Below are 21325 nucleotides of genomic sequence, written 5' to 3'. Positions count from 1 at the left end.
TGATCATGATCAGTTTTTGAGCAGCTTCCGACGTCTCCCGACGGGTCGATCGGCAACCTGCGGCCCTGGTCACGCCCGGGATCAGGGCGGGTTCCGCGGCGCGCTACGCACGCTTCCCGGCTGGCTATGCGTTTTGTGTCGTTCCTTCCCTGCGGCGGGAATGGCACGTAATTTCAGCATATTGAATAGTATTTGCTCTGGATGTATTGAGCGCATCCAATAAATAATCAATGCGCAGAACCCGAAGGGAAAATTCATGGCGAATACGATGAAGGAGCTGGATACACTCCTCATGCAGCGCTCGCTGAGCGACCCGGAACTGCAGGCCGCGGCGGAGAGCGCTGCCGAATACCGGATCCTGCCCGAGGCGACGGTGATCAAGATCGGCGGCCAGAGTGTCATCGATCGGGGGCGGGCCGCGGTGTACCCGCTGGTGGAGGAGATCGTCTCCGCCCGCAAGACCCACAAGATGCTGATCGGCACGGGTGCGGGCACCCGCGCGCGCCATCTGTATTCCATCGCTGCCGAGCTCAATCTGCCGGCTGGTGTCCTGGCGCAGCTCGGCGCCTCGGTGGCCAATCAGAATGCCGAGATGCTGGGCCAGCTCCTGGCCAAGTACGGCATCTCCTCGGGCAGCAGCGCCGCCATGTCCACCATCGCCTTGGCCCTGCAGGAGGTGAACGCGGTGGTGTTCAGCGGCATGCCGCCCTACGCCCTGTGGACCCGGACTTCTCCGGAAGGTGTCATCCCGCCCTACCGGACCGACGCCGGCTGCTTCCTGCTGGCCGAGCAGTTCGGCTGCAAGGCGATGATCTACGTGAAGGACGAGAACGGCCTCTACACGGCCAATCCGAAGACGTCCAAGGATGCCACCTTCATTCCAAAGATCTCCGTGGACGAGATGAAGGCCCGCGGCCTGCACGACTCCATTCTCGAGTTCCCGATGCTCGATCTGCTGAAGGCCGCGCGGTACGTGCGTGAGGTGCAGGTGGTGAACGGCCTTGTGCCGGGCAACCTGACCCGGGCGCTTGCCGGCGAGCATGTCGGCACCATCATCACTGCGAGCTGAGGGAAGATCGCCATGGCTGACGTCAACAACAGCATCAAGCACGTGGCCTCGCCGCTCGCGAGCCAGACCCTTCTCGATGGCCAGCTCACCCGCCCGGTGGCCGGGGTGCGGCCGATCCGCCTGCTGCCCTGGCTGCAGGTGGTGAAGATCGGCGGGCGCTCCATCATGGATCGCGGGCCGGAAGGCATTCTTCCCATCGTCGATGAGCTGCGCAAGCTGCTGCCGGAGCACCGGCTGCTGATCCTCACCGGCGCCGGCATCCGCGCCCGGCACCTCTACACCGTGGGCCTCGATCTGGGGCTTCCGGTGGGCTCGCTGTCGCCGTTGGCGGCGAGCGAGGCCGGGCAGAACGGCCATATCCTGGCCTCGCTGCTGGCCCCGGAAGGGGTGTCCTATGTGGAGCATCCCACCATCGCCAGCCAGCTCGCCATCCATCTGGCAGCGGCCCGTGCCGTGGTGGGCAGCGCGTTCCCGCCCTACCATCACCACGAATTCCCGAACTCGCGCCTGCCGCTGCACCGGGCCGACGCCGGCGCCTTCCTGCTGGCGGATGCGCTGGGCGCGGCCGGGCTCACCATCGTCGAGGATGTGGACGGCGTCTACACCACCGATCCCAATGGCCCGGAGGGCGACAAGGCGAAGCTCATTGCCGAGACCACCGCGGCGGAGCTCGCCAAGTCCACCGGCAGCCTGCCGTTCGATCGGGTGCTGCTAGACGTGATGGCCTCCGCCCGCCACATCGAACGGGTGCAGGTGGTGAACGGCCGGGTTCCCGGCCGCCTCACCGCCGCCCTGCGTGGCGAGCATGTGGGTTCGATCATCCACACCGCCGCCAGCGCGCGGTGAGTAGCGCCGGCCCCGGAGCAGTCCGGGGCCGGCCCTGACTTCTGCCATGGCGGCCTCTAGGGCCGCCATATGCGTTATTGGCCGGCGCCGAAGCTTCCGAAGCGATAGTTGAGGGTCATGGCGACCATGTCGAGCCGGAGGCCGTCAGGCGCGAGGTTCACCCCCACCAGCGACGCCGGGGCCGTGGTGAAGAAGGCCGACGAGCCGCCGAAGTCGAAGTGCTTGTATTCCAGCCCCACCGAGAGATTGGGCAGCAGCGCATATTCGACGCCGGCGCCGGCGGTCCAGCCGGTGTTGGTGCTGTCGTGGCCCATGAGCTGGCCGGTGAAGTTGAAATTGTTGAAGCCGTCGGTCTGCCGATCCCAGGCGAAGCCGCCACGGGCATAAAGCAGGGTCTTGTCGAAGGCATAGCCGAGGCGCGCCGTCACCGTGCCGAGGGCGCCCACGCCACTGCCGCAGTTGAAGCCGGAATCGGCGCCGGCGGGCGCGGTGGAGAAGCAGGTGTTGGCGCCGATGATGTTGGCCCAGGCAGCGGAGGCTTCTGCGCCGACCACCAGCGCGCCGAACTGCCAGTCCCCGCCGATCTGCCCGCCGGCCATGGCGCCGCCGAGATCTGCCGCATCGCCGGACACCGGTGCCGCGAAGGGCGAGGCATAAGTGGAGTGCCCCTTGCCGCCGCCCAAGGTGCCGCCGACATAAAAGCCGGTCCAGTTCACCGGCTGCTCCGGCGCCTTGGTGATAAGGCTGCCGTCGGCCTTCGGCGGCAGGTCGCCGAACAGGTAGGAGGCCTGCACGAAGGCGCCATAGCGCTCGGAGAAGAAGGCCTGCGGCGAGCGTGGGATGGGAGCCGGGAACTGGGTGGAGGCGGTGTCGGTGGCAAAGTACCAGTAGCGCCCGCCCAGTCCCACGTTCAGCCGGTCGGTGACCGCGTAGGAGAGAATGGCCTCCAGCTGAGTGCCCCAGCCGCGGCCCTGCTCCACCTGCGGGTTGATGTCGGACCGGAACCAGTGATTGTCGGTGCTGGCCCGCGTGGCATAGGGCAGGTAGGCGGCATCCACCTCCAGCCGCACCCGATCGGACAGATGCACCCGGGTGTTGAGGCCGATGGCCAGCGCCTGCCAGGACTCGGTTTCGCTGAGGCCGAGGGAATTGAGCAGGGCCGGATAGGCCGCCGCTTGGGCGCGATCGCAGGTGGTGTCGCCGGCGAGCTGCCGACAGCCGAAGCCGTTCACGCTCTGATAGAAGCCGCGATAGCCGATGAAGGCGCCCAGGGTGTTGCCGCCCTGGCGCAGGAAGTCATAGCCCACATCGATGGCGCCATAGGCCAGCTGGCCGTCGTGCAGATCGGTGATGGTGTTGGAATAGACCACCGCCGCCGGGAAGTCCTCGTCGTTGAGCCCGCCGCCGGAGAGCCCGCCGAGACCGGCGAAGCCCTTCAGGAACAGGCCGTCCTTGTTCTCGAAGCGGAAGAATGTCTCGGCCGACTGGCCGGTGGTGTTGGCATAGATCAGTCGGGAGTTGAGGCGTGCCGGCGGCACCGGCGCCATCAGGTCCTTCTGCATGCGGCCGGTGCTGAGGAAGTAGCGGCCGCCGATCTCGGCGGTCCAGCCCATGGGCAGCTCCGGCGCCTTGTGGGCCATCGGCGCATCGGCTTCGCCCCAGGCGAAGCGGTAGTTGAGGCCGGCGCGCACCGCCTCCAGCCGCTGCCGGAAGCTCGCCGTGGCACTGCGGCCCCAGCCGGAATAGGTCACGTCCTGCGTGCCGAAGTCATAGAAATTGTACTCGATGAAGGTCGAGACATTCTGGCTCAGGGCATATTCGATGCCCGATCCCAGCATCCAGCCCCAGCGGGTGCCGCTCTGGGTGTAATGGCGGACGCTGTCGGTGGGGAACACCTCGCCGGAGCTGTTGACCCATGCGGCGCCGACCTTGCCGTAGAGCAGCAGGTCGCCCCAGCTCTGGCCCAGCCGGCCGGAGAGGGAGCCGAGCGAGGAAATCGCGTTGTGGCAGGCATAGCTGGTGGGCGTGCCGGTGTTGCCGGCGGCGCACTTGGCATAGCCGCTGAGGTCCGCCGCGCTGATGGAAGCTTCCAGGCCCGCCACCCAGGGGCCCGACTGCACGTTGAAGCCGGCCTGCACGCCGCCGAGCAGCCCCATGGGATTGGCGCCGCCCGGAAAGGCCCCGCCCACGGAATCCTGCGCCAGGAAACCGTTGGCCGTGGTCCAGTCGTCGCGTCCCCAGGCGCCGCCGGCGTGGCCGCCGAGATAGAAGCCGGCCCAGTTGCGCCCCGGCACCGGCAGTGCCGCGCCGGACCCGGGCAACGGCGCCCCCCAGGGCCGCCAGTTGAGGCCGAGCTTGACCATCTGCGCCGAGCCGGACATCGGAATGGTGCTGGCGACACGTCCGTTGGACAGGTCGACATCGGAGCTGCCGAAATCGAGATAGGCATATTCCGCCTTGGCCGACATCTGCGGCGTCAGCGCCACCTCGACACCGCCGCCCACCGTCCAGCCGGCCTGAAACTGCGACCCGGTGAACTGGCCCGCATAAGCGGTGCCGCTCACGGTGTAGCTGTTGTTGATGAAGGCGGCGCCGGCCTTGCCATAGACCAGCACATTGTCGAAGGCATAGCCGATCCGGCCCGCCAGGGTGGCGAGCAGATCGGTGTCGGTGGTGCAGATGGATTGCCAGCTGCCGGCGCATCGGGCCTGCCCGTAGAGGAAGCCCGTGCCGAGGTCGCCCTCGAGGCCGAGCACGTAGGAGCCCATCTGGTAATTGTAGCCGATGGTCGAGCCGATCAGCGCCCCTGCGGCCGAGCCGGAGCTGGGGAAGGACTGGGGAGCGGTGGCCACGAGCGGCCCGGTGCCCGGTCCCCACTGGCTGTCCACCAGGCCGGCGCCCACATAGGTGCCGAGATAGAACCCGGTCCAGCTGCCTGCGGGGCCGGGGGCTTTCACCGCCATTGCCGGCGGCAGGTCGGCAGCTATTGCCGGCAGCGCCACCCCTGTCGCAAGTGTCGAAACTGAAACCAGCAGTGCGCGCCGCGCCGCCGCCATCGCCGCCATGATTCTCGCCCCCTGAGCTCCCTTGACACAATCTGCTGATTCGCGAGGGAAAAAGGAAGCGACCTCCGGTGCGCTGGCAGGAGCTACCGCGGCGCCGGACGTTGGCGGGCGGCGGGCGTGACGTCATCGGTGGCGGCGAGGTCGGCGGTCCGGCCGGCCTGGAGGCGCACGGTGCGGGTGGCGAGGGCCGTGCGGAAGGCTGGATCATGGGAGACGATCACCATCGCCTGCGGCAGGCCGCGCAGGATCTCCACCAGCCGCGCATACACCTGCTCATCCAGTGCGTTGGTGGGCTCGTCCAGGAGTAGCACCTCCGGCTGCATGGCGAGCACCGCCGCCAAGGTCACCAGCCGCTTTTCCCCGCCTGACAATTTATGGGTGATGCGGTCCCGCAGGTGCTGGAGATCGAGCTGGGCGAGGGTCGCGTCGACAATGGCCCGGACGTCGGCGCGGCTCTTGCCCTGGTTGAGGGGGCCGAAGGCCACGTCGTCGGCCACGGTCGGGCAAAACAGCTGGTCGTCGGGGTCCTGAAACACCAACCCGGCCCGCTGCCGCACGCCGATGAAATCTGCTTCCGCGCGGCAGAAGGTGCCAAAGGCGCGGACGGTGCCGGCTGAAGGGGAGAGCAGGCCCACCAGGATATGCAGCAGCGTGCTTTTGCCCGCGCCATTGGGCCCGACCAGGCAGACCCGTTCCCCCGCCGACAGGGTGAGGCTGGCGCCGTCGAGCACGCGCGGGCGGCCGGGATAGGCGAAGACGATATCCTGGGCCTCAAGAAGCGGAGACACGGATCATCACCTCCCAGGTGACAAGGCCGGTGGCGAGGGCTCCGGCCAGGATGCAGAAGGCGATGTCGTGGGCACCCAGGCGGCTGTCGTCCTCGATGAACAGCCGGCCGGTGAAGCCGCGGCACTTCATGGCCTTGAGAATGCGTTCCGACCGCTCCAGGGCGCGGATCAGCATCATGCCGATGAGGTAGCCAAAGCTGACATAGGTGTGGCGCGTGTTGGCGGGTTTGAAGCCGCGTGCCCGCATGGCGGTGCGCAGGCGATGATATTCCTGATGCAGCATGTCGACATAGCGGATCTTGAACAGGATGAGGTGCACGAGGCGTTCCGGCGCGCCCAGCCGGGCGAGCGCGCGCGCCAGGGTGTCGGGAGCGAGGGTGGACAGCAAGGCCATGGCCATCAGCATGACCGCATTGGCCTTGAGCGCGATGGTGGCGGCGTGAACAACCCCCTCCTGGCTCGCCGGCAGGCCGAACAGGGTGAAGAGCGGCGCGCCGGGGGTGGTGAAGGGCAGCGTCGCCAGCATGAAGACGATGAAGGAATCCATGGTGGCGACCCGCCGCAGGGTCCGGCCGATGGGCAGATGCGCCGCCACCATCATGGCCCCGGCGCCGGCCAGCGCCGCCAGCAGGGGGCCGAACGCCGAACAGGCGACCACCAGCACCGCGAACGCTCCGGCGGTGACGAGGCGGACCCGCGGATCGAGGCGGGGGATCCAGCCGGAGCGGCGCGCCGGCGTGTCGAGGAGGCCGGCGGCCGGGGCCAGATCGCCCATCAGTGGCCGCCGGCCTTGCGCATCTGACGCCGCGCCGCCAGGAAGAACCACAGGCCGAACAGGCCCACGATGTAGCCGATGCCGCCGAGCACCGATTGCAAGTCGTTCTTCTCCTTGAGCGCGATGATTTCCCGCCGGAGCGGCCTCAGCTCGTCGCGCAGGGCGCTGGCGAAAGCGGCCTGTTGCGCGGGCGTCGGAGGGCGATCCGCCACGGCGGCCGACGGTGCCGCCGGAGTTGTGGCCGGACCCGTTGGCGCGCTCGCGGCAGCAGGCGCCCGCAGCGCGGCCGGCAGATCGGCCACATCCAGGCGGACTTCGGCCACATGGCCGCCGCCGAGATCCACGCGGAAGATGTGGACAATGCTGCGGGTGGGCGTGAAGGTGAACACCCCTTCGGGATTGGTGTGGGTCTCGCCGATCTTGCTGCCGTCCTCCGCCAGCACCTCCACCAGGGCATTGTTGGCCATGGAGCCATCGGAAAAACCGACTTCGCCTTCAATCTGGTCGCCGGCGGCGTAGGCCCCGGCCACCACCTTGTGGGCGGCGGCGGGCAGTGCTGGGCCGGCGGCGAGCGCGGCGGTGAGCAGCAGTGTCGTGACAATTCTGCGCATGGGGTCACCCGTGCTCCGTGGAGGCGCCGAAGGCGGTGAACAGCTCTGGCTTGACGCGCTGTGCCAGATAGACCGCAGCGCCCGTGATGGCGGCTTCGATGAGCATCACCGGGATGTGCGCCACCAGCACCAGCTTGGCGGCGGGAATGAACGCCTCGCCCGACAGCGCCAGCGCCAGCGCGACGCAGACGCTGGTGAGGGCGATGGCGAGCCCGCCGCCCAGCGCGCCCCAGATGGCCGCGCCGCGCGGTGAGGAGCGCACGATGCCAGCGCGGCACAGCATGCCCACGGTCACTGCCGGCAGGGCGATGTCCACCGTGTTCACGCCCAGCACCGTCAGCCCGCCGAAGCCGAAGAACACCGCCTGCAGCAGCAGCGCGACGAACAGCGCCGGAAAGGCGGCCCAGCCGAGCACCAGCCCGGCCAGACCGTTGAGAATGAGGTGGACGCTCGACGGGCCCACCGGCACGTGCACCAGCGAGGCGACGAAGAAGGTGGCGCTGAGGACGCCGGCCGCCGGGATCTTCTCCATCGGCATCCGCCGCAGACCGATGCCGATGCCGGCGACGGCGAGCGCCGCGCCGCCGATCAGCACCGGGGGAGAGAGGGCACCATCGACAATGTGCATGGGAGCCTCGCAGCCGTCACTGGAGCGGGTTGGCCTGGATCCACAGCACCGCGTCCTGGGAGAGGGGCTTGCCCTGCACCGTCTTGGCAGGCCCCGACCCCAGCGCGGCAAAACCCCAGGTGCCGGCGCGGGGAATGCCGAAGGTGAACACGCCGTTGTCATCGGCCTTCACCACCACGGCGCCCCCCGGCGGTGGCGCGACGCTGGCGGGGCCGGAGGCGCGCGTGGCGAGATCCGGCGTGGCCGCGATGTATTCCACCTCGATCTCCGCGCCCGGCACCGGCTTGCCTTCGCTCAGCACCTGTCCGGAGAAGGTGGAGCCGGCGATGACGGCATTGGGCTTGTTGAGGGGCACGATCTCGGTGGCGAGGCCGAGCGGCTCGTCCCATCCGCTCGGCACGCCGCCCTGGTTCACATAGGTCTTGGTGATCTGCTGAATGTATTTGTCTTCGCTGGCTTCGTAATAGGGGGCCGGCACCAGGGCGAAGATGTGATCGCCGAGCCCGTTCACTCGCACCTTGGTTTCAAACCCTGCGGAACTGTTCTGTGCGGCCTTGAAGATGATGGGCTTGAGCGTGCCGCGCAGGTCCGTGGTCTTGCCCTTGCGGCTGACGAAGAACTGCTCCGGCGTGCCCATGTCCATGGCCGGACCGTTCGAGAAGGGATGCCAGAACACCAGCAGGAAGGGCACCTCCTGCGGCTTCTCCAGGTTCGTCTCGGGGGTGTAGATGAGCTGGAAATGGGCTTGGGCGGGCTGCGCCAGCGCGGTGAGGCCGGCGGCGCCGGCCAGCAAGGCTGCGGCGCAACTCCAGGCGCGGGTGAAAGTGTTCAAGGCGATGTCTCCCCGACGAGCCGAAACGGCTCGGATTGAGCAGGAGACGCGGGGAATCTGAGGCGCGCACGCCGGCCCGTGAGGAAAAGCCCGGCGCGCTCGCGCACGACGCTCACCCCGGCGTCCGACGAACGACCGCGCGCCGGAGCGCGCGGTTTGTGGCAGGTCTCCTGGCTCTTGGGTCACCGCCTCCACCCGACCTTCCCGACGCCTGGAGGCGCCAGTGGCACGCATGGGGTGAGGGCTCGCCAATTACAGTTGCGGGGGCAGCTCCGGAGTTGCCGCGAACGGCGCACCGAATTCCCTTTTCATCCTCGTCAGCACGTCCGTCCCGAGCGGGAGAAAACACTTTCGAGGACACCACGATGTCTGTGGTATTGGCCCGGCTGGGTGGTGTCAAGGCACAGCCGGCACCGTGTTTCTCACCTGCTCCGCCGTACCCGTCGCAACAGATAGGTGTCCATGATCCAGCCGTGCTGTTCTCGGGCGGCGGCGCGCGTGGCAATGATGCGGGGGCCGGCCTCAGCCAGCGGTCCCTTGTCGAGCACCTGTTCCGGCATGCCCAGGAACGCTCCCCACCAGATCTCCACCCCGTCGGGATCGAGGGCGCTGAAGCTGCAGGCGCCATCCAGCATCACCACCGCCGTATCGGCCTCGCCGGGCCAGCCGAAGTCGCGCAGACGGCGGCCGGTGGTCACGTTCACCGCGCCGTTCACGGTGTTGAAGGGAATGGCGTGGGCGGCGGTGAGGGCCTGGAGGGCGGAAATGCCCGGCACCACCCGCAGGTGCGGGGGCGGGCTGAGCCGCGCGGCGATGCGCAGGGTGCTGTCGTAGAGGCCGGGATCGCCCCACACCAACAGGGCCACGGGCCCGCGCGGCTGCGCGGTGGCGATGGTGTCGGCCCACAGGGTCGCGATCTCGTCATGCCAGCGGCGCACCCGCTCCAGATAGGGCAGACTCTCGTCGCGCACCGGCATGTCGAAGGTCGCCACCGGCGCCGTGCTTCCGCTGGCCTTCAGAATGGCGTGCCGCAGGGTCTCGAGATCGGCCTTGTCCGGCCCCTTGCGCGGCACCAGCACCAGGGCGGCGGCGCGCAGCGCCTGCTGCGCCTCCAGGGTGACATGGGCCGGGTTGCCGGTGCCGATGCCGATCAGCCACAGGTCAATCAAAGCCCACCCCCGTTTCCGCCAACGGGCCATAGACGATCAACGCCGGCTTGGCGCTCACCGCCGTCGCCAGCCGTTCGGCGAGGGTCGCCACGGTGAGCCGCGCCAAAGCCTGCTCGGGCGTGCCCACCGCCTCGGCCAGCAGCGCCGGCGTATCCGGCGGCAGGCCGTGCGCCAGCAGCGCCGCGGCCAGGGCGGGAAAGGTGCGCTGGCCCATGAACACCACGGTGCAGGCCTTGGGATCGGCCAGCGCCGGGAGATCGAGGTCGCCTGGCAGCCGTCCCTCGGTGTCGTGAGCGGTCACGAACTGCACCCGTCGCGCGGTGAGCCGACGGGTGAGGGGGATGCCGCAAGCGGCCGCCGCCGCGCAGGGAGAGGGCACGCCGGGGATGATCTCATAGGCAATGGCCGCAGCGCGCACCGCCAGCAACTCTTCCTCCAGCCGACCGAACAGCCCGCCGTCGCCGGATTTGAGGCGCACCACGCGGCCGCCGGCGCGGGCATAGTCGACCAGCAGCCGGCTCACATGGTCCTGCCGCGGCGAGGCACGCCCGGCGCGCTTGCCCACCCCCACCAGATCGGCGCCGGGGCGGGCGAGGCCCAGGATGGGGCCGGCGGCGAGGTCATCGAACAGCACGGCATCGGCCTGCCGCAGGCGATCGGCCGCCTTGAGGGTGAGAAGTTCCGGGTCCCCGGGACCGGAGCCGACGAAGCTGACGAAGCCGCTCACGGGCGCTCCTGTGCGATCAGATGGAAGAAGGTTCCCGTCACCTGTCCCCGGCGCGAGCCGGTCTCGGCCACCGGCGCGCCATCGGCGTCTGCCACGCGGGCGAGGGGGGCATCGGGCTGGTCCAGGATGGTGGAATAATGGAATTCGTGGCCCCGCAGGGTGGCGCCGGCGGCGTGCCCGGGCATGGGCGCGCTCAGCTCCGCCCGGCGGTAGCCGAGATGCAGGCGGCGGGTCTGGTAGCTGGTCACCAGGCCCAGCAGTCCGGCCATGGGGTGGGCGTTGCCCTGCGCGTCCACCAGCGTGGTGCCGAGCACCATGTAGCCGCCGCATTCGCCGTGCACCGGGCGGCTCTCGGCATGGCGCCGGAGCCCGGCCATGAACCGCTGCGCCCCGGCGATGGCGCCGGCATGAAGCTCGGGATAGCCCCCCGGCAGCCAGACCAGATCCGCCGTCGGGTCGGGCGGCTCGTCGGCGAGCGGCGAGAACGGCAGGATGTCCGCGCCGGCGGCCCGCCAGCCCTCAAGCAGATGGGGATAGGTGAAGGAGAAGGCCGGGTCTTGTGCGAGGGCGATGCGTTGGGCCGGGGGAAGCGGGAGGGGGCCGCCTGCCGTTTGCGCCCCACCCGACAGGACGCTGCGCTCTTGTTCTCCCCGGTGTTCACCTCCCCTGGCCGCCGCGACCAGGGCGGGAAGGTCCACATGGGCGCGCAGGAAGGCGGCATAGTCGGTGATGGCGGCGTCCAGGTCGGGATGTTCGGCCGCCTGGATCAGGCCGAGATGGCGTTCGGGGAGCACCAGGTCGCCGCGCCGGGGCAGCACCCCGAGCACCGGCAGCCCGGCCCGTTCCATGCCGCGCAGCACCAGGCGTTCATGCCGGGGGCTGGCGACCCGGTTCACGATGACGCCGGCAAACGGCAGGGTCGGCGCATAAGCGGCAAACCCGAGCGCAGTGGCCGCCGCCGACTGCGCCTGGCCGGCCACGTCGAGCACCAGCACCACTGGCCAACCCAGGGCTTGCGCGGTTTCGGCGCTGGCGCCGAACCCCAGGGCCCCGCGCGTAGCCACCGCATCGTAAAGGCCCATGGAGCCTTCCGCGAGGCACAGATCGGCGCCGATGGCGCGCGCGGCGATGGCGTCGAACAGGCCGGCGTCCATGGCCCAGGTGTCGAGGTTGAACGACGGCCGGCCGGCGGCGGCGCGGTGAAACGCCGGATCGATGTAGTCGGGGCCGGACTTGAAGGGCTGCACCACATGCCCCGCGTCGCGCAGGGCCCGCAGCAGGCCGAGCATGACGGTGGTCTTGCCGGTGCCCGAGGCCGGCGCGGAAATGAGAAGGCCCGGCGGCAGCGGGGGGCGTTCATTCATCATCCGGCCTCCAACTTGCCCAGGCGCTGTCGCTGGATTGCGGCCGGTAGCGTCGATCATAGTCCGGGGCGTAGAGCCGGCTTTCGGCGAAGCCGGCGGCGCCGAGGGTGCGGCCCACCAGGATCAGCGCGGTGCGCGCCATGCTCGATCCCACCGCCTCTGCAATGGTGTCGAGGCGCGCCCGGACGATCTTCTGGTCGGGCCAGCTTGCCCGGTAGACCACCGCCGCCGGGCAATCGGCCCCGTAATGGGGGGTGAGATCGGCCACCACACGGGGCAGGTTCTGGATCGACAGATGAATGGCGAGGGTGGCGCCGGTGGCGGCGAAGGCGGAGAGCGCCTCCGCCTCCGGCATGGCCGAGGCCCGGCCGGGGGTGCGGGTCAGCACCACCGATTGGGCGAGGCCCGGCAGGGTCAGCTCGGCGCCAAGCGCTGCGGCCGCCGCGGCGAACGACGGCACCCCGGGCGTCACCGTATAGGCGATGCCCAGCGCCTCCAGCCGGCGCAGCTGTTCGCCCATGGCCGACCACACCGACAGATCGCCCGAATGCAGGCGCGCCACGTCCTGGCCGGCGCCATGGGCCCGGCCGATCTCGGCCATGATGTCGTCGAGGCTGAGCGGCGCGGTGTTGACGATCCGCGCGCCCGGCGGGCAATGGGCGAGCACCGCCTCGGGCACCAGGGAGCCCGCATAGAGGCACACCGGGCAGGCGGCGATGAGGTCGCGGCCGCGCAGGGTCAGAAGATCCGGTGCGCCGGGGCCGGCGCCAATGAAATGCACGGTCATGGCTGGTCCTTCCCGGCGGCGTCCGCCGGGGTTCGCTGCGGCGCGCTCATCGGGTGGCGCGCCATTGCACGATGGGGAAAGCGGACTTCCAGCCCCGGCGGCTGCCCAGCGGTGTCGCCTGCGCCAGCTCGATGCGCAGCAGCTCGCCCCCCCAGCGCGCCTGCGCGGCCGTCAGCACCGCCTCGGATTCCAAGGTGACGGCATGGGCCACCAGGCGCGTGGCGGGCGGCAGGAGATCGGCCAGGGTCGTCAGCAGGTCGGCCGAGAGGCCGCCGCCGATGAACACCGCATGGGGCGGCGGCAGGCCCTGCAGCGCCACCGGGGCCGCTCCCTCCACCACCTGCAGCCGATCGACGCCCAGTTGCGCGGCGTTGGCGCGGATGCGGGCGGCGCGGGCGGCCACCGGTTCGATGCTGACGGCCTGCATCGCCGGGTCGCGCAGCAGCCATTCGATGGCGATGGAGCCGGAGCCCCCGCCAATGTCCCACAGCCGCTCGCCGGGGCGGGGTGCCAGGGCCGACAGCGCCAGGGCCCGTACCGGCCGCTTGCTGATCTGCCCGTCATGATCAAAGAAATCGTCGTCGATGCCGGAAGCCAGGGGCACCACCGCCCCGGTGCCGGCGATCTCCAGCGCGACGCAGAGGGGATGGGCGAAGGGGGCGGCCGGCAGGGCCTCGGCCAGGGCCTCGGTGACTTGCTCCCGGGGCCCACCCAGGGCTTCCATGATCCACAGCCGGCTGGCGCCGAAGCCGAGGTCGGTGAGATAGCTGCCGAGCGCCGCCACTGCCGCGCCGTCGCGCAGCAGCACAATGGCGCGCCGGCCCGGAGCAAGATGCGGGCGCAGCCGGGTCAGGGGCGCTGCGTGCAGTCCGAGGCAGGCGGTCTGCTCCAGCGGCCAGCCGCGCCGCGCCGCCGCCAGGGCAAAGGTGGACGGGCCTGGCAGCGCCCGCCATTCATCCGCATGCAGCACGCGGGCGATGACGCTGCCGGCGCCGAACCAGAACGGATCGCCGGAGGCCAGCACCACGACCCGCCGCCCGCGCTGCGCCTGCAGCAGCGGCAACCCGGCGGCGAAGGGCACCGGCCAGGGAAGCCGTTCCTGCCCGAGGTCTGGCACCAGCGCCAGGTGCCGTGGCGGGCCCATGATCACCTGCGCGCGTTCCAACACCGCACGGCTTGCCGGCGCGAGGCCTTCCAGTCCATCTTCGCCGACCCCGATGATGGTCAGCCACGGAGCTTCACCCATGGGCGCCTCGAAATCTCGCCCCAACCTGTTGATCCTGGCCGGCACCACCGAAGCGGCGGCGCTCGCCCGCGCCGTCTCGGCGGCGGGAATCGCCGGCACCGTGTCGTTCGCCGGGCGGGTGGAGCGCCTGCCCGCGCAGCCGCTGCCGCAACGGGTCGGGGGCTTCGGCGGGGTGGAGGGGCTGGAGGCCTATCTGCGGGAGCACCGGATCACCCACGTGGTGGATGCCACTCACCCCTTCGCGGTGCAGATGAGCGCCCATGCGCTGGCGGCCTGTACCCGCCTGGGGCTGCCCCTGGCGGCCCTCACCCGGCCGCCCTGGCAGGAGGTTCCAGGGGATCATTGGATCCATGTGCCCGACATGGCCGGCGCGGTGGCGGCGCTGGACCGGCCGGCGACGCGGGTCATGCTGGCGGTGGGCCGCATGCATCTGGCGGATTTCCTGCCCCATCCCCAGCACTTCTACCTGTTGCGGCTGGTCGAGCCGGCCAAGGCGCCGCTGCCCTTTCCGCAGCACCATGTGGTGATCGATCGCGGTCCCTTCAGCGTCGAGGCCGACCGCCGCCTGCTGCAGGAGCATGCCATTGCGCTGGTGGTTTCGAAAAACTCCGGAGGCACAGGAGCTTACGCGAAGATCGTCGCCGCCCGCACTCTCGGCCTGCCGGTGATCATGATCGACCGGGCGCCGCGGCTCGATCGACTGGAGCTGGAGAGCGTCGCGGCGGTGCTGGAGTGGCTGGCTCATGCCGACACCGATCTTGGCGTGTAGACGAACGGGCGCGGGTCGCGGGGGATGAGGCGGGTGGTGGCGGCGCCCACCAGAACCACTGTCCGCATGTCGGCCATCTCCGGCTCCGCCTGCGCCAGCGGAACGATCTGGATGGCTTCCTCGGGCGTGCTGACCGCCCGGGCGAAAACCAGCAGGCGTGCGGGTTTGCACAGGGTCCGGAGCAGTGCCAGGGCCTGGCCGAAGCCGTCCGGGCGGGCCTTGGAGCGCGGATTGTAGAGGGCCATGGCGAAGTCGGCCTCGACCGCCAGCCGCAGCCTCCGCTCCACCAGGCTCCACGGTTTCAGGTTGTCCGACAGGTTGATGGCGCAGAAATCGTGCCCCAGCGGGGCGCCCACCCGGGCGGCGGCGGCCAGCATGGCGGTGACGCCGGGGAGCACCCGGATGTCGAGGGTGCGCCATCCGGGCAAGCCGTGCTCCACCGCCTCGAACACCGCCGAGGCCATGGCGAAGACGCCCGGATCCCCCGACGAGACCACCACGACGCGGCCGCCCTCGGCGGCGAGGGACAAGGCGTGTCGGGCGCGCTCGATTTCGACCCGGTTGTCGCTCTCATGACGCCGCAGACCGGGGCGGTCGGCGACCCGGCGCACATAGGGAAGGTATCCTACTACATCCGTCGCGTCGGCGATGGCAGCGGCCACCTCGGGGGTGACGAGGGCTTCGTCGCCGGGTCCGAGGCCGGCGATGACCACCCATCCGCCGGCGGCCTGCGGCGGGGCATGCTGGGGTGTCGCGGTCATGGGCGGCGTCCCTGTCCGTGGACGATGGCGATGGAGAAATAGGGCGCGGCATCCGCTTCCACCTCGGCCAGCGGAGTGACCCTCTCTTCGGCCATGCTGGCGTATTCCACGAGGAAGGCGCGGTCGGCCTTGCCGGCGGCGGCGAGGGCGCGCCGGACCCGGGCGAGATTGCGGCCGATCTTCATCACCACCAGGGCATCGGCCTCGGCCATGCGCTGGGCCAGCTCCGCCTCGGGCAGGGTGGCCGCCAGCACGGTCAGCACGTCGTCGCCCCAGGTCACCGGTGTTCCTGTGGCGGTCCAGGCGGCCGACATGCCGGTGATGGCGGGCACCACGCACACCGGCACCTCGCCTTTCAGCCGCACGTGCAGATGCATGAAGGAGCCATAGAAGAAGGGGTCGCCCTCACACAGCACCACCACGTCGTCGCCCGCTTGCGCGAGGTCGCGCAGATGGGCGCTGGCGCCGGCGTAGAAATCGGCCAGCAGCGCGTTGTAGCGCGGGTCGGCGAACGGAATCTCGGTGGTGACCGGATAGTCCAGGGGATGCTCGCGGACATCGGCGCGCAGCAGCCCGTCGACGATGGTGCGGGCGCGGCCGGCCCGGCCGGCCTTGCGGAAATAAGCGATGTGGGCGGCGCCGCGCACCAGCCGGTCGGCGCGCACGCTCATCAGATCGGGATCGCCGGGGCCGAGGCCCACGCCATAGATGGTGCCCGGGGTCATTCGGCGCGGCTCGCAATGGCGTTGACGGCGGCGACGGTGATGGCGCTGCCCCCCAGCCGGCCTTCGACGATCAGGCTGGGGGCGGGCTGGGCCTGCCACAGCGCCGCCTTGGATTCCTGTGCGCCGACAAAGCCCACCGGGCAGCCGATGATGGCGGCGGGCCGCGGGCAATCGGCGGCCTCCAGCATCTCCAGCAGGTGGAACAGGGCGGTGGGGGCATTGCCGATGGCCACCACCGCGCCAGCCAGGTGCGGCCGCCACAATTCCAGCGCCGCCGCCGACCGTGTGGTGCCGAGCTGCGCCGCCAAGGCGGCCACCTGCGGGTCATGCAGAGTGCAGAGCACGGGATTGTCGGCGGGCAGGCGCTTGCGGGTGATGCCCTCGCTGACCATGCGGGCGTCGCACAGGATGGGGGCTCCGGCCTCCAGGGCGCGCCGCGCCGCCGCCACCATGCCCGGAGAGACGCGGATATAGGTCTCCAGGCCGACCATGCCGGCGGCGTGGATCATGCGCACCGCCACCTGCTCCTCATCGGCGGCGAACCGGGCGAGGTCCGCTTCGGCGCGGATGGTGGCGAAGGATTGGGCGTAGATGGCTGCGCCATCGGTTTCATACTGATAGGGCATCGGTCAACCGCCGAGGATCGAGAGCACCGCGCCGGGGGTGAGGCCGCGACGGGCGGGCTCGCTCCAGGGGGGGCCATGGGAGATGAGGTCGAAACGGCCGTCGCGGCCAACCAGCGTCAGCGCCGCCGGGGCGGGCAGGGCGCAGCCCTTGGCGCAGCCGGAGACATGGGCGGTGGCGCCCGCCGGCAGGCTCGGCACCAGGAGCGGTGCGATCGCCCGGGCGAGGTCGCGTGTGGTGACGCTGGCCTGGGGGCAGCCGGGCGCGCCGGTGCAGGCCACCACCCGGAGCAGCGGGTCGTCGCCGGCGAGGATCAGGGAGCCGCCGGCGAGCGCGCAGGTGCTGACACCGGGCAGATGGATCATGCGGTAGGGCGTGATGCGCAGCACCGGCGCGCCGGTGGCGGCGAGGCGGGCGAGATCGGCGGCGTCGAGCTGGCCGAAGGCGACGGCCACGGTCAGCCCGCCGTCCCTCGGGCCCGGCTGGGGCCGTGGTGCCGCCGGATTGGGTTGGGCCGCGCCACAGCAGGCGTCTGGAGGCTGGGCGCCGGCGGCCAGATGGGCGCGCATGCGGCCGCGGCCATCGGCGCCGACGCCGCCCGAGGCGACGAACCAGCGGGCCAGCTCCAGCGCCAGCCGCACCGCGTCTTCCCCATCGCGGGCGATGCGGCCGGTGGCCATGGCATCGGCGCGCACCAGGAGCGCGCCGGCGGCCGCCTCGATGCGGATATCGCCGCTCACCTCGGCCAGTTGCCGCCGGGGGCCGGCGTCGATGACGAAGCCGAACTTGGAGGGCAGGCGGGCGAGGTCGGCATCGCCGGTGGCCTGTGCCCGCAGCTGCGCGGCGAGGTGTTCCGCGCACACCGTCTGCCGGTCCTCGCCCAGCGGCCGGAACGGGTCGATGACGATGTTGCGATGGCGCTCGGCGTCCGCATCGGCATCCAGCAGCCCCAGCCCATCCAGCCCCTCGATCAGCGGTGCGTGATGCGCGTCGGCGACGCCCCTGATCTGCAGGTTGGCGCGATTGGTCAGCTCCACCGTGCCATGGCCATAGGCCGTGGCCAGCGCGGCGAGGCCGGATGCCTGGTGCGCCGTCAGCTCGCCCCGGGGCGGGCGAATGCGCACCACCAGCCCTTCGGCTGACATCATGGGCCGGTGCGCGCCGGGGCACCAGCCTTTCACGGCGGGGGCGTTTATGGGCGCGCTCATGGCTGCGCCTCCAGCGCGGCGCGGATGGAATTGCGGCGCGACGACCACAGGCCGGCGGCATCGAGCGCGGCGAAGCGGGCGCGCATGGCCGCCAGCGCCTGCGGGTTCTCCTCCTCCAGGAAGCGCTGCACCTCGCTGTCGCCGAGGGTCGCATCCCAATAGAGGTCGAACAGGTGGGAGGGCACGCAATGGGCGAGATGGGCGAACGCCGCCATGTTCTCCAGGGTGGCGGCGATCTCGGCGGCGCCGCGGAAGCCGTGGCGCCGCATGCCCGCGATCCATTGGGGATGGGCGGCGCGGGCGCGCACCACCCGCGCGATCTCCTCCTGCAGGGGGCGGGCGCGGGGCTGTTCGGGGCAGGTGTTGTCGAGATGATAGACTGCGGCGTGGCCACCGGCGATGTCGCGGGCGGCGGCAAAGCCGGCCTCGTGGCTGGCGTAATCCTGCGCCAGCAGCAGGTCGCTCTCCGGCAGGTCCTGCGGGTGCACGAAGGCATCGGCGCCGGCCACCCGGGCGCGCAGGCCGGCATCGTCCTTCCGGGCGCCGTCGCCATCGTGGGCATAGGCGCTGGCGGCGAGCCACGCCTCGGCGGCGGCGCGGCGGCCGGCTTCGGAATAGTCGGTGAGGCTCTCGCCCAACCCCAGCCCGAAGGCCCCCGGCGCCGGGCCGTAGACCCGGGCCGCGGCATCGCCCGCATAGGGGTTCCAACCGGCCTCGTCGTCGCGCGCCGCCAGCGCCCGCACCGCCTGCTGGAACAGGGCCGAAAGGCTCGGGAAGACATCGCGGAACAGGCCGGAGATGCGCAGGGTGACGTCGATGCGCGGGCGCGCCAGCTCGGCCGGAGCCAGCACCTCGATGCCGCTCACCCGCTCCGATCCGTTGTCCCACAGGGGGCGCACGCCCATCAGCGCCAGGGCCATGGCGAAATCCTCGCCGGCGGTGCGCATGGTGGCGGAGCCCCACAGATCCACCATGAGGGTGCGCGGCCAGTCGCCTTCGTCCTGCAGATGGCGGCGCACCAGCTCTTCGGCCAGCCGCACCCCCTGGGCATAGGCCGCCCGCGTCGGCACCGCGCGTGGATCGGTGGTGTAGAGGTTGCGCCCGGTGGGCAGCACGTCGCGCCGGCCGCGATAGGGCGAGCCGGCCGGCCCCGGCTCGATCCGCCGGCCGTCGAGGGCGTCGAGCAGCGCCTGTTTCTCGGCGGCGGCCGAGGCCCCAAGGCCGAGCGGGTCGTCACCGGTCGGCGCCCGGCCCCAAACATGCAGGCCATCGCCGAACTGGCTGTCCTTGACGTCGCAGACGAACCGGTCGATCCGCGTCACCGCCTCATGGGGGCTGATGCCGGCATCGAGGCCCAGATCGCCCTCGATGCCCTGCGCCTGGGCCTCGTCGCGGATGGCCTCGATCAGCCGTCCGCGCCGCTTGGGATCGAGCCCGTCAGCATTGGAGAATTCGTCCAGCAGCGCCTCCAGCCGGGCGAGGCGGGTGGGGGTGTCGGAGGGGCGCAGCGGCGGCGGCACGTGGCCGAGGGTGATGGCGCCGATGCGGCGCTTGGCCTGGGCCGCCTCGCCCGGATCGTTGACGATGAACGGATAGACCACCGGCAGGTCGCCCACCAGGGCCTCCGGCCAGCACGTGTCCGACAGGCCCACCGCCTTGCCCGGCAGCCATTCCAGCGTGCCATGGGCGCCCACGTGCACCAGCCCGTCCACCGTGGCCCGCAGCCACAGATAGAAGGCCACATAGGCGTGGCGCGGGGTGCGCGACAGGTCGTGATACTCGCCATCGCGCTGCGCCGGGAGGCCCCGTTCCGGCTGCAGGGCCACCAGCATCCGCCCGCGCGCCACGGCGGCGAAGGCGAAGCCATCCGCGCTGGCGTCCGGGTCGTGCTCGGGCGGGCCCCAACTTGAGTCGAGATCGGCCCGCAGGGCCTCGGGAAGCCGGGCGAGGGCGGCGCGATAGGCGGCCATGGGCCACATGATGCGCGCCCGGCCCAGGGCGGTGGCGAGCGGTGCGCCGCCGGCGGTGTCGTAGCCCGCGGCGGCGAGATCCGCGAGGATCGCCTCGGCGGAGGCGAGGGCATCGAGCCCCACCGCGTGGGCGAGGTTCCAGTCGCGCCCGGGATAGGTGGAGAGCACCAGCGCCAGCCGCCGATGCGGCGCCGGCGTGGCGGCCAGATCATGCCAGCGCCGCACCCGATCGGCGACCGCGGCGATGCGGTCCAGGGCGGGGGCGTGGATGGTGCGCGAGAATTCCAGAGCGGGGTCGCGTTCCGCCTCGGCCTTGAAGGAGACGACGCCGGCGAACAGGCGGCCATCCACCTCCGGCAGCACCACGTGCATGGCGAGATCGGCCGGCGACAGCCCGCGCGCGGCCGGCGCCCAGGCGGCCCGGCTCGATGTGGCGAGGGCCACCTGGAAGACCGGGACCCCGGCGGCGTCCAGTGGCGAGGCGGACCCCTGTCCTTCGTCCTGCCCCTCGTCCTGTCGCTGGCTTTGGCCGCGCCCCGAGAAGGCGGTGGCGTTGACGATGGCGACGGGCTTGAGGGCGGCCACCCGGGCGGCCAGGACATCGGCGGCGTCGGGCGCCTTCAGCGACGGCGCGAACAACCCCAGCACCCGGAAGCCGCGCGCCCGCAGCGCCGCGAACAGGGCCTCGATGGGGGCGAGATCGGCGGCCACCAGATAGGCCCGGTAGAACACCACCAGCACCAGCGGCAGGGCGTCGCCCGGGGCGGCAGCGGGCGGCCGGACGGGATCGGTCACCCCCGTCTCCGGGGTCCACAGGCCGACGGTGGGCACGGCCTTCGCGCCCGGCACCGGGGCGGCGTAGAGGCCTGCCGCCAAAGCCAATTGCGCCAGGGCGGCCTGGGCGGCGACCGCGCCGCCGGCATCGCACAGCTCGGCCAGCCGGCGTAGGGTGGAGTGGGGCAGGGTGGAGGCGGCATCGAGCCGCGGATCCGGGCGCCCGTCCGCCGGCAGCACCGCCAGGGCGATGCCCTTGGCGCGGGCCAGCGCCTCGATCTGGCCGAGGCCGTAGGGCCAGTAGGAGGCGCCGCCGATGAGGCGGATCAGGATGCCCCTGGCGGCGCCGAGGGTGCGCTCGATATAGGTATCCACCGACAGGGGATGGCGCAGCGCGCCGATATTGGCCAGCCGCAGGCTGGGCATGGCCCCGCCCGCGCCGCCACCGCGCCGCCAGCCGGCGGCGAAGGCGCCGAGATCGGAATCGGAGAACGACAGCACCACCAGATCCGCCGGGCTCTGCCCCAGGTCGGTCGGGGTGTCGGTCTCCTCGAGTCCGTGGCTCTCGCGGAAGACGATGTGCATGC

General features: G+C 71.2%; 19 protein-coding genes and 1 riboswitch. Of the genes, 3 read left to right on the top strand and 16 right to left on the bottom strand.

Annotation, left to right across the window (positions count from 1 at the left end):
- Window positions 1-256: 256 nt before the first annotated feature.
- Window positions 257-1069: an amino acid kinase family protein gene (locus tag MEU52_RS17520; RefSeq protein WP_238123259.1), complete on the top strand. Its 813-nt coding sequence runs from the start codon at window positions 257-259 to the stop codon at window positions 1067-1069.
- Between the two features lie 12 nt (window positions 1070-1081).
- On the top strand, window positions 1082-1915 hold the full coding sequence (locus MEU52_RS17515) for an amino acid kinase family protein (RefSeq protein ID WP_238123260.1): 834 nt from the start codon (window positions 1082-1084) through the stop codon (window positions 1913-1915).
- Between the two features lie 74 nt (window positions 1916-1989).
- Here the strand turns inward: MEU52_RS17515 and MEU52_RS17510 are convergent, their stop codons facing one another.
- The 11 genes from MEU52_RS17510 to cbiE form a co-directional block, all read right to left on the bottom strand.
- A complete protein-coding gene (locus MEU52_RS17510) occupies window positions 1990-4980 on the bottom strand; it encodes an outer membrane protein (protein WP_238123261.1) in 2991 nt (996 codons plus the stop codon).
- 83 nt (window positions 4981-5063) lie between these two features.
- On the bottom strand, window positions 5064-5768 hold the full coding sequence (locus MEU52_RS17505; protein ID WP_238123262.1) for an energy-coupling factor ABC transporter ATP-binding protein: 705 nt from the start codon (window positions 5766-5768) through the stop codon (window positions 5064-5066).
- Entirely contained in the window at window positions 5752-6543 is a 792-nt protein-coding gene (gene cbiQ, locus MEU52_RS17500) for a cobalt ECF transporter T component CbiQ (RefSeq protein ID WP_238123263.1), read from the bottom strand. Before cbiQ ends, MEU52_RS17505 begins: the two co-directional genes overlap by 17 nt.
- Complete coding sequence (locus MEU52_RS17495; protein WP_238123264.1) at window positions 6543-7154, bottom strand: cobalt ABC transporter permease; 612 nt, start codon at window positions 7152-7154, stop codon at window positions 6543-6545. Before MEU52_RS17495 ends, cbiQ begins: the two co-directional genes overlap by 1 nt.
- A 4-nt stretch (window positions 7155-7158) precedes the next feature.
- Window positions 7159-7782, bottom strand: a complete 624-nt coding sequence (gene cbiM / locus MEU52_RS17490; RefSeq protein WP_238123265.1) for a cobalt transporter CbiM — start codon at window positions 7780-7782, stop codon at window positions 7159-7161.
- 16 nt (window positions 7783-7798) lie between these two features.
- Complete coding sequence (locus MEU52_RS17485) at window positions 7799-8614, bottom strand: DUF4198 domain-containing protein (protein WP_238123266.1); 816 nt, start codon at window positions 8612-8614, stop codon at window positions 7799-7801.
- A 156-nt stretch (window positions 8615-8770) separates the two neighbouring features.
- Window positions 8771-8980, bottom strand: a riboswitch (cobalamin riboswitch).
- A gap of 56 nt (window positions 8981-9036) precedes the next feature.
- Window positions 9037-9783, bottom strand: coding sequence for a precorrin-6A synthase (deacetylating) (gene cobF / locus MEU52_RS17480; RefSeq protein ID WP_238123267.1), 747 nt, complete (start codon window positions 9781-9783; stop codon window positions 9037-9039).
- Window positions 9776-10510: a uroporphyrinogen-III C-methyltransferase gene (cobA, locus tag MEU52_RS17475; protein ID WP_238123268.1), complete on the bottom strand. Its 735-nt coding sequence runs from the start codon at window positions 10508-10510 to the stop codon at window positions 9776-9778. The genes cobF and cobA overlap by 8 nt, the downstream gene beginning before the upstream one ends.
- On the bottom strand, window positions 10507-11856 hold the full coding sequence (locus tag MEU52_RS17470; RefSeq protein WP_238123450.1) for a cobyrinate a,c-diamide synthase: 1350 nt from the start codon (window positions 11854-11856) through the stop codon (window positions 10507-10509). The genes cobA and MEU52_RS17470 overlap by 4 nt, the downstream gene beginning before the upstream one ends.
- Window positions 11857-11866: 10 nt before the next feature.
- Window positions 11867-12661 (bottom strand): precorrin-4 C(11)-methyltransferase, encoded by a 795-nt coding sequence (gene cobM / locus MEU52_RS17465; protein WP_238123269.1) that lies wholly within the window; start codon window positions 12659-12661, stop codon window positions 11867-11869.
- A 46-nt stretch (window positions 12662-12707) separates the two neighbouring features.
- A complete protein-coding gene (gene cbiE / locus MEU52_RS17460; RefSeq protein ID WP_238123270.1) occupies window positions 12708-13907 on the bottom strand; it encodes a precorrin-6y C5,15-methyltransferase (decarboxylating) subunit CbiE in 1200 nt (399 codons plus the stop codon).
- On the opposite strand from cbiE, the gene MEU52_RS17455 reads away from it, so the two are divergent.
- Window positions 13906-14676, top strand: coding sequence for a cobalt-precorrin-6A reductase (locus tag MEU52_RS17455; RefSeq protein WP_238123271.1), 771 nt, complete (start codon window positions 13906-13908; stop codon window positions 14674-14676). The genes cbiE and MEU52_RS17455 overlap by 2 nt on opposite strands.
- Here MEU52_RS17455 and cobJ read toward each other — a convergent pair.
- From cobJ to cobN, 5 genes are read right to left on the bottom strand one after another with little or no spacing between them, the layout of a single operon-like run.
- Window positions 14649-15437, bottom strand: a complete 789-nt coding sequence (gene cobJ / locus MEU52_RS17450) for a precorrin-3B C(17)-methyltransferase (protein ID WP_238123272.1) — start codon at window positions 15435-15437, stop codon at window positions 14649-14651. The two genes, MEU52_RS17455 and cobJ, sit on opposite strands and share 28 nt — an antisense overlap.
- On the bottom strand, window positions 15434-16162 hold the full coding sequence (locus MEU52_RS17445) for a precorrin-2 C(20)-methyltransferase (protein ID WP_238123273.1): 729 nt from the start codon (window positions 16160-16162) through the stop codon (window positions 15434-15436). The genes cobJ and MEU52_RS17445 overlap by 4 nt, the downstream gene beginning before the upstream one ends.
- Entirely contained in the window at window positions 16159-16788 is a 630-nt protein-coding gene (locus tag MEU52_RS17440; RefSeq protein ID WP_238123274.1) for a precorrin-8X methylmutase, read from the bottom strand. The genes MEU52_RS17445 and MEU52_RS17440 overlap by 4 nt, the downstream gene beginning before the upstream one ends.
- A gap of 3 nt (window positions 16789-16791) precedes the next feature.
- On the bottom strand, window positions 16792-17994 hold the full coding sequence (gene cobG / locus MEU52_RS17435) for a precorrin-3B synthase (protein ID WP_238123275.1): 1203 nt from the start codon (window positions 17992-17994) through the stop codon (window positions 16792-16794).
- Entirely contained in the window at window positions 17991-21323 is a 3333-nt protein-coding gene (cobN, locus tag MEU52_RS17430; RefSeq protein ID WP_238123276.1) for a cobaltochelatase subunit CobN, read from the bottom strand. The genes cobG and cobN overlap by 4 nt, the downstream gene beginning before the upstream one ends.
- Between the last annotated feature and the right edge of the window lie 2 nt (window positions 21324-21325).

The organism is Xanthobacter sp. NM-25 (assembly GCF_022138605.1).
Lineage (GTDB): Bacteria > Pseudomonadota > Alphaproteobacteria > Rhizobiales > Xanthobacteraceae > Xanthobacter.
The sequence above is the reverse complement of the archived record's forward strand: the minus strand, read 5'-3'. Positions and strand labels throughout refer to the sequence as shown.

Excerpts from the sequence above, each read along its gene's own strand:
- MEU52_RS17520 (WP_238123259.1), top strand. The coding sequence starts at position 257 with ATGGCGAATACGATGAAGGAGCTGGATACACTCCTCATGCAGCGCTCG.
- MEU52_RS17515 (WP_238123260.1), top strand. The coding sequence starts at position 1,082 with ATGGCTGACGTCAACAACAGCATCAAGCACGTGGCCTCGCCGCTCGCG.
- MEU52_RS17510 (WP_238123261.1), bottom strand. The coding sequence starts at position 4,980 with ATGGCGGCGATGGCGGCGGCGCGGCGCGCACTGCTGGTTTCAGTTTCG.
- cbiQ (WP_238123263.1), bottom strand. The coding sequence starts at position 6,543 with ATGGGCGATCTGGCCCCGGCCGCCGGCCTCCTCGACACGCCGGCGCGC.
- MEU52_RS17495 (WP_238123264.1), bottom strand. The coding sequence starts at position 7,154 with ATGCGCAGAATTGTCACGACACTGCTGCTCACCGCCGCGCTCGCCGCC.
- cbiM (WP_238123265.1), bottom strand. The coding sequence starts at position 7,782 with ATGCACATTGTCGATGGTGCCCTCTCTCCCCCGGTGCTGATCGGCGGC.
- cobM (WP_238123269.1), bottom strand. The coding sequence starts at position 12,661 with ATGACCGTGCATTTCATTGGCGCCGGCCCCGGCGCACCGGATCTTCTG.
- MEU52_RS17455 (WP_238123271.1), top strand. The coding sequence starts at position 13,906 with ATGGGCGCCTCGAAATCTCGCCCCAACCTGTTGATCCTGGCCGGCACC.
- cbiE (WP_238123270.1), bottom strand. The coding sequence starts at position 13,907 with ATGGGTGAAGCTCCGTGGCTGACCATCATCGGGGTCGGCGAAGATGGA.
- cobJ (WP_238123272.1), bottom strand. The coding sequence starts at position 15,437 with ATGACCGCGACACCCCAGCATGCCCCGCCGCAGGCCGCCGGCGGATGG.
- MEU52_RS17445 (WP_238123273.1), bottom strand. The coding sequence starts at position 16,162 with ATGACCCCGGGCACCATCTATGGCGTGGGCCTCGGCCCCGGCGATCCC.
- MEU52_RS17440 (WP_238123274.1), bottom strand. The coding sequence starts at position 16,788 with ATGCCCTATCAGTATGAAACCGATGGCGCAGCCATCTACGCCCAATCC.
- cobG (WP_238123275.1), bottom strand. The coding sequence starts at position 17,994 with ATGAGCGCGCCCATAAACGCCCCCGCCGTGAAAGGCTGGTGCCCCGGC.
- cobN (WP_238123276.1), bottom strand. The coding sequence starts at position 21,323 with ATGCACATCGTCTTCCGCGAGAGCCACGGACTCGAGGAGACCGACACC.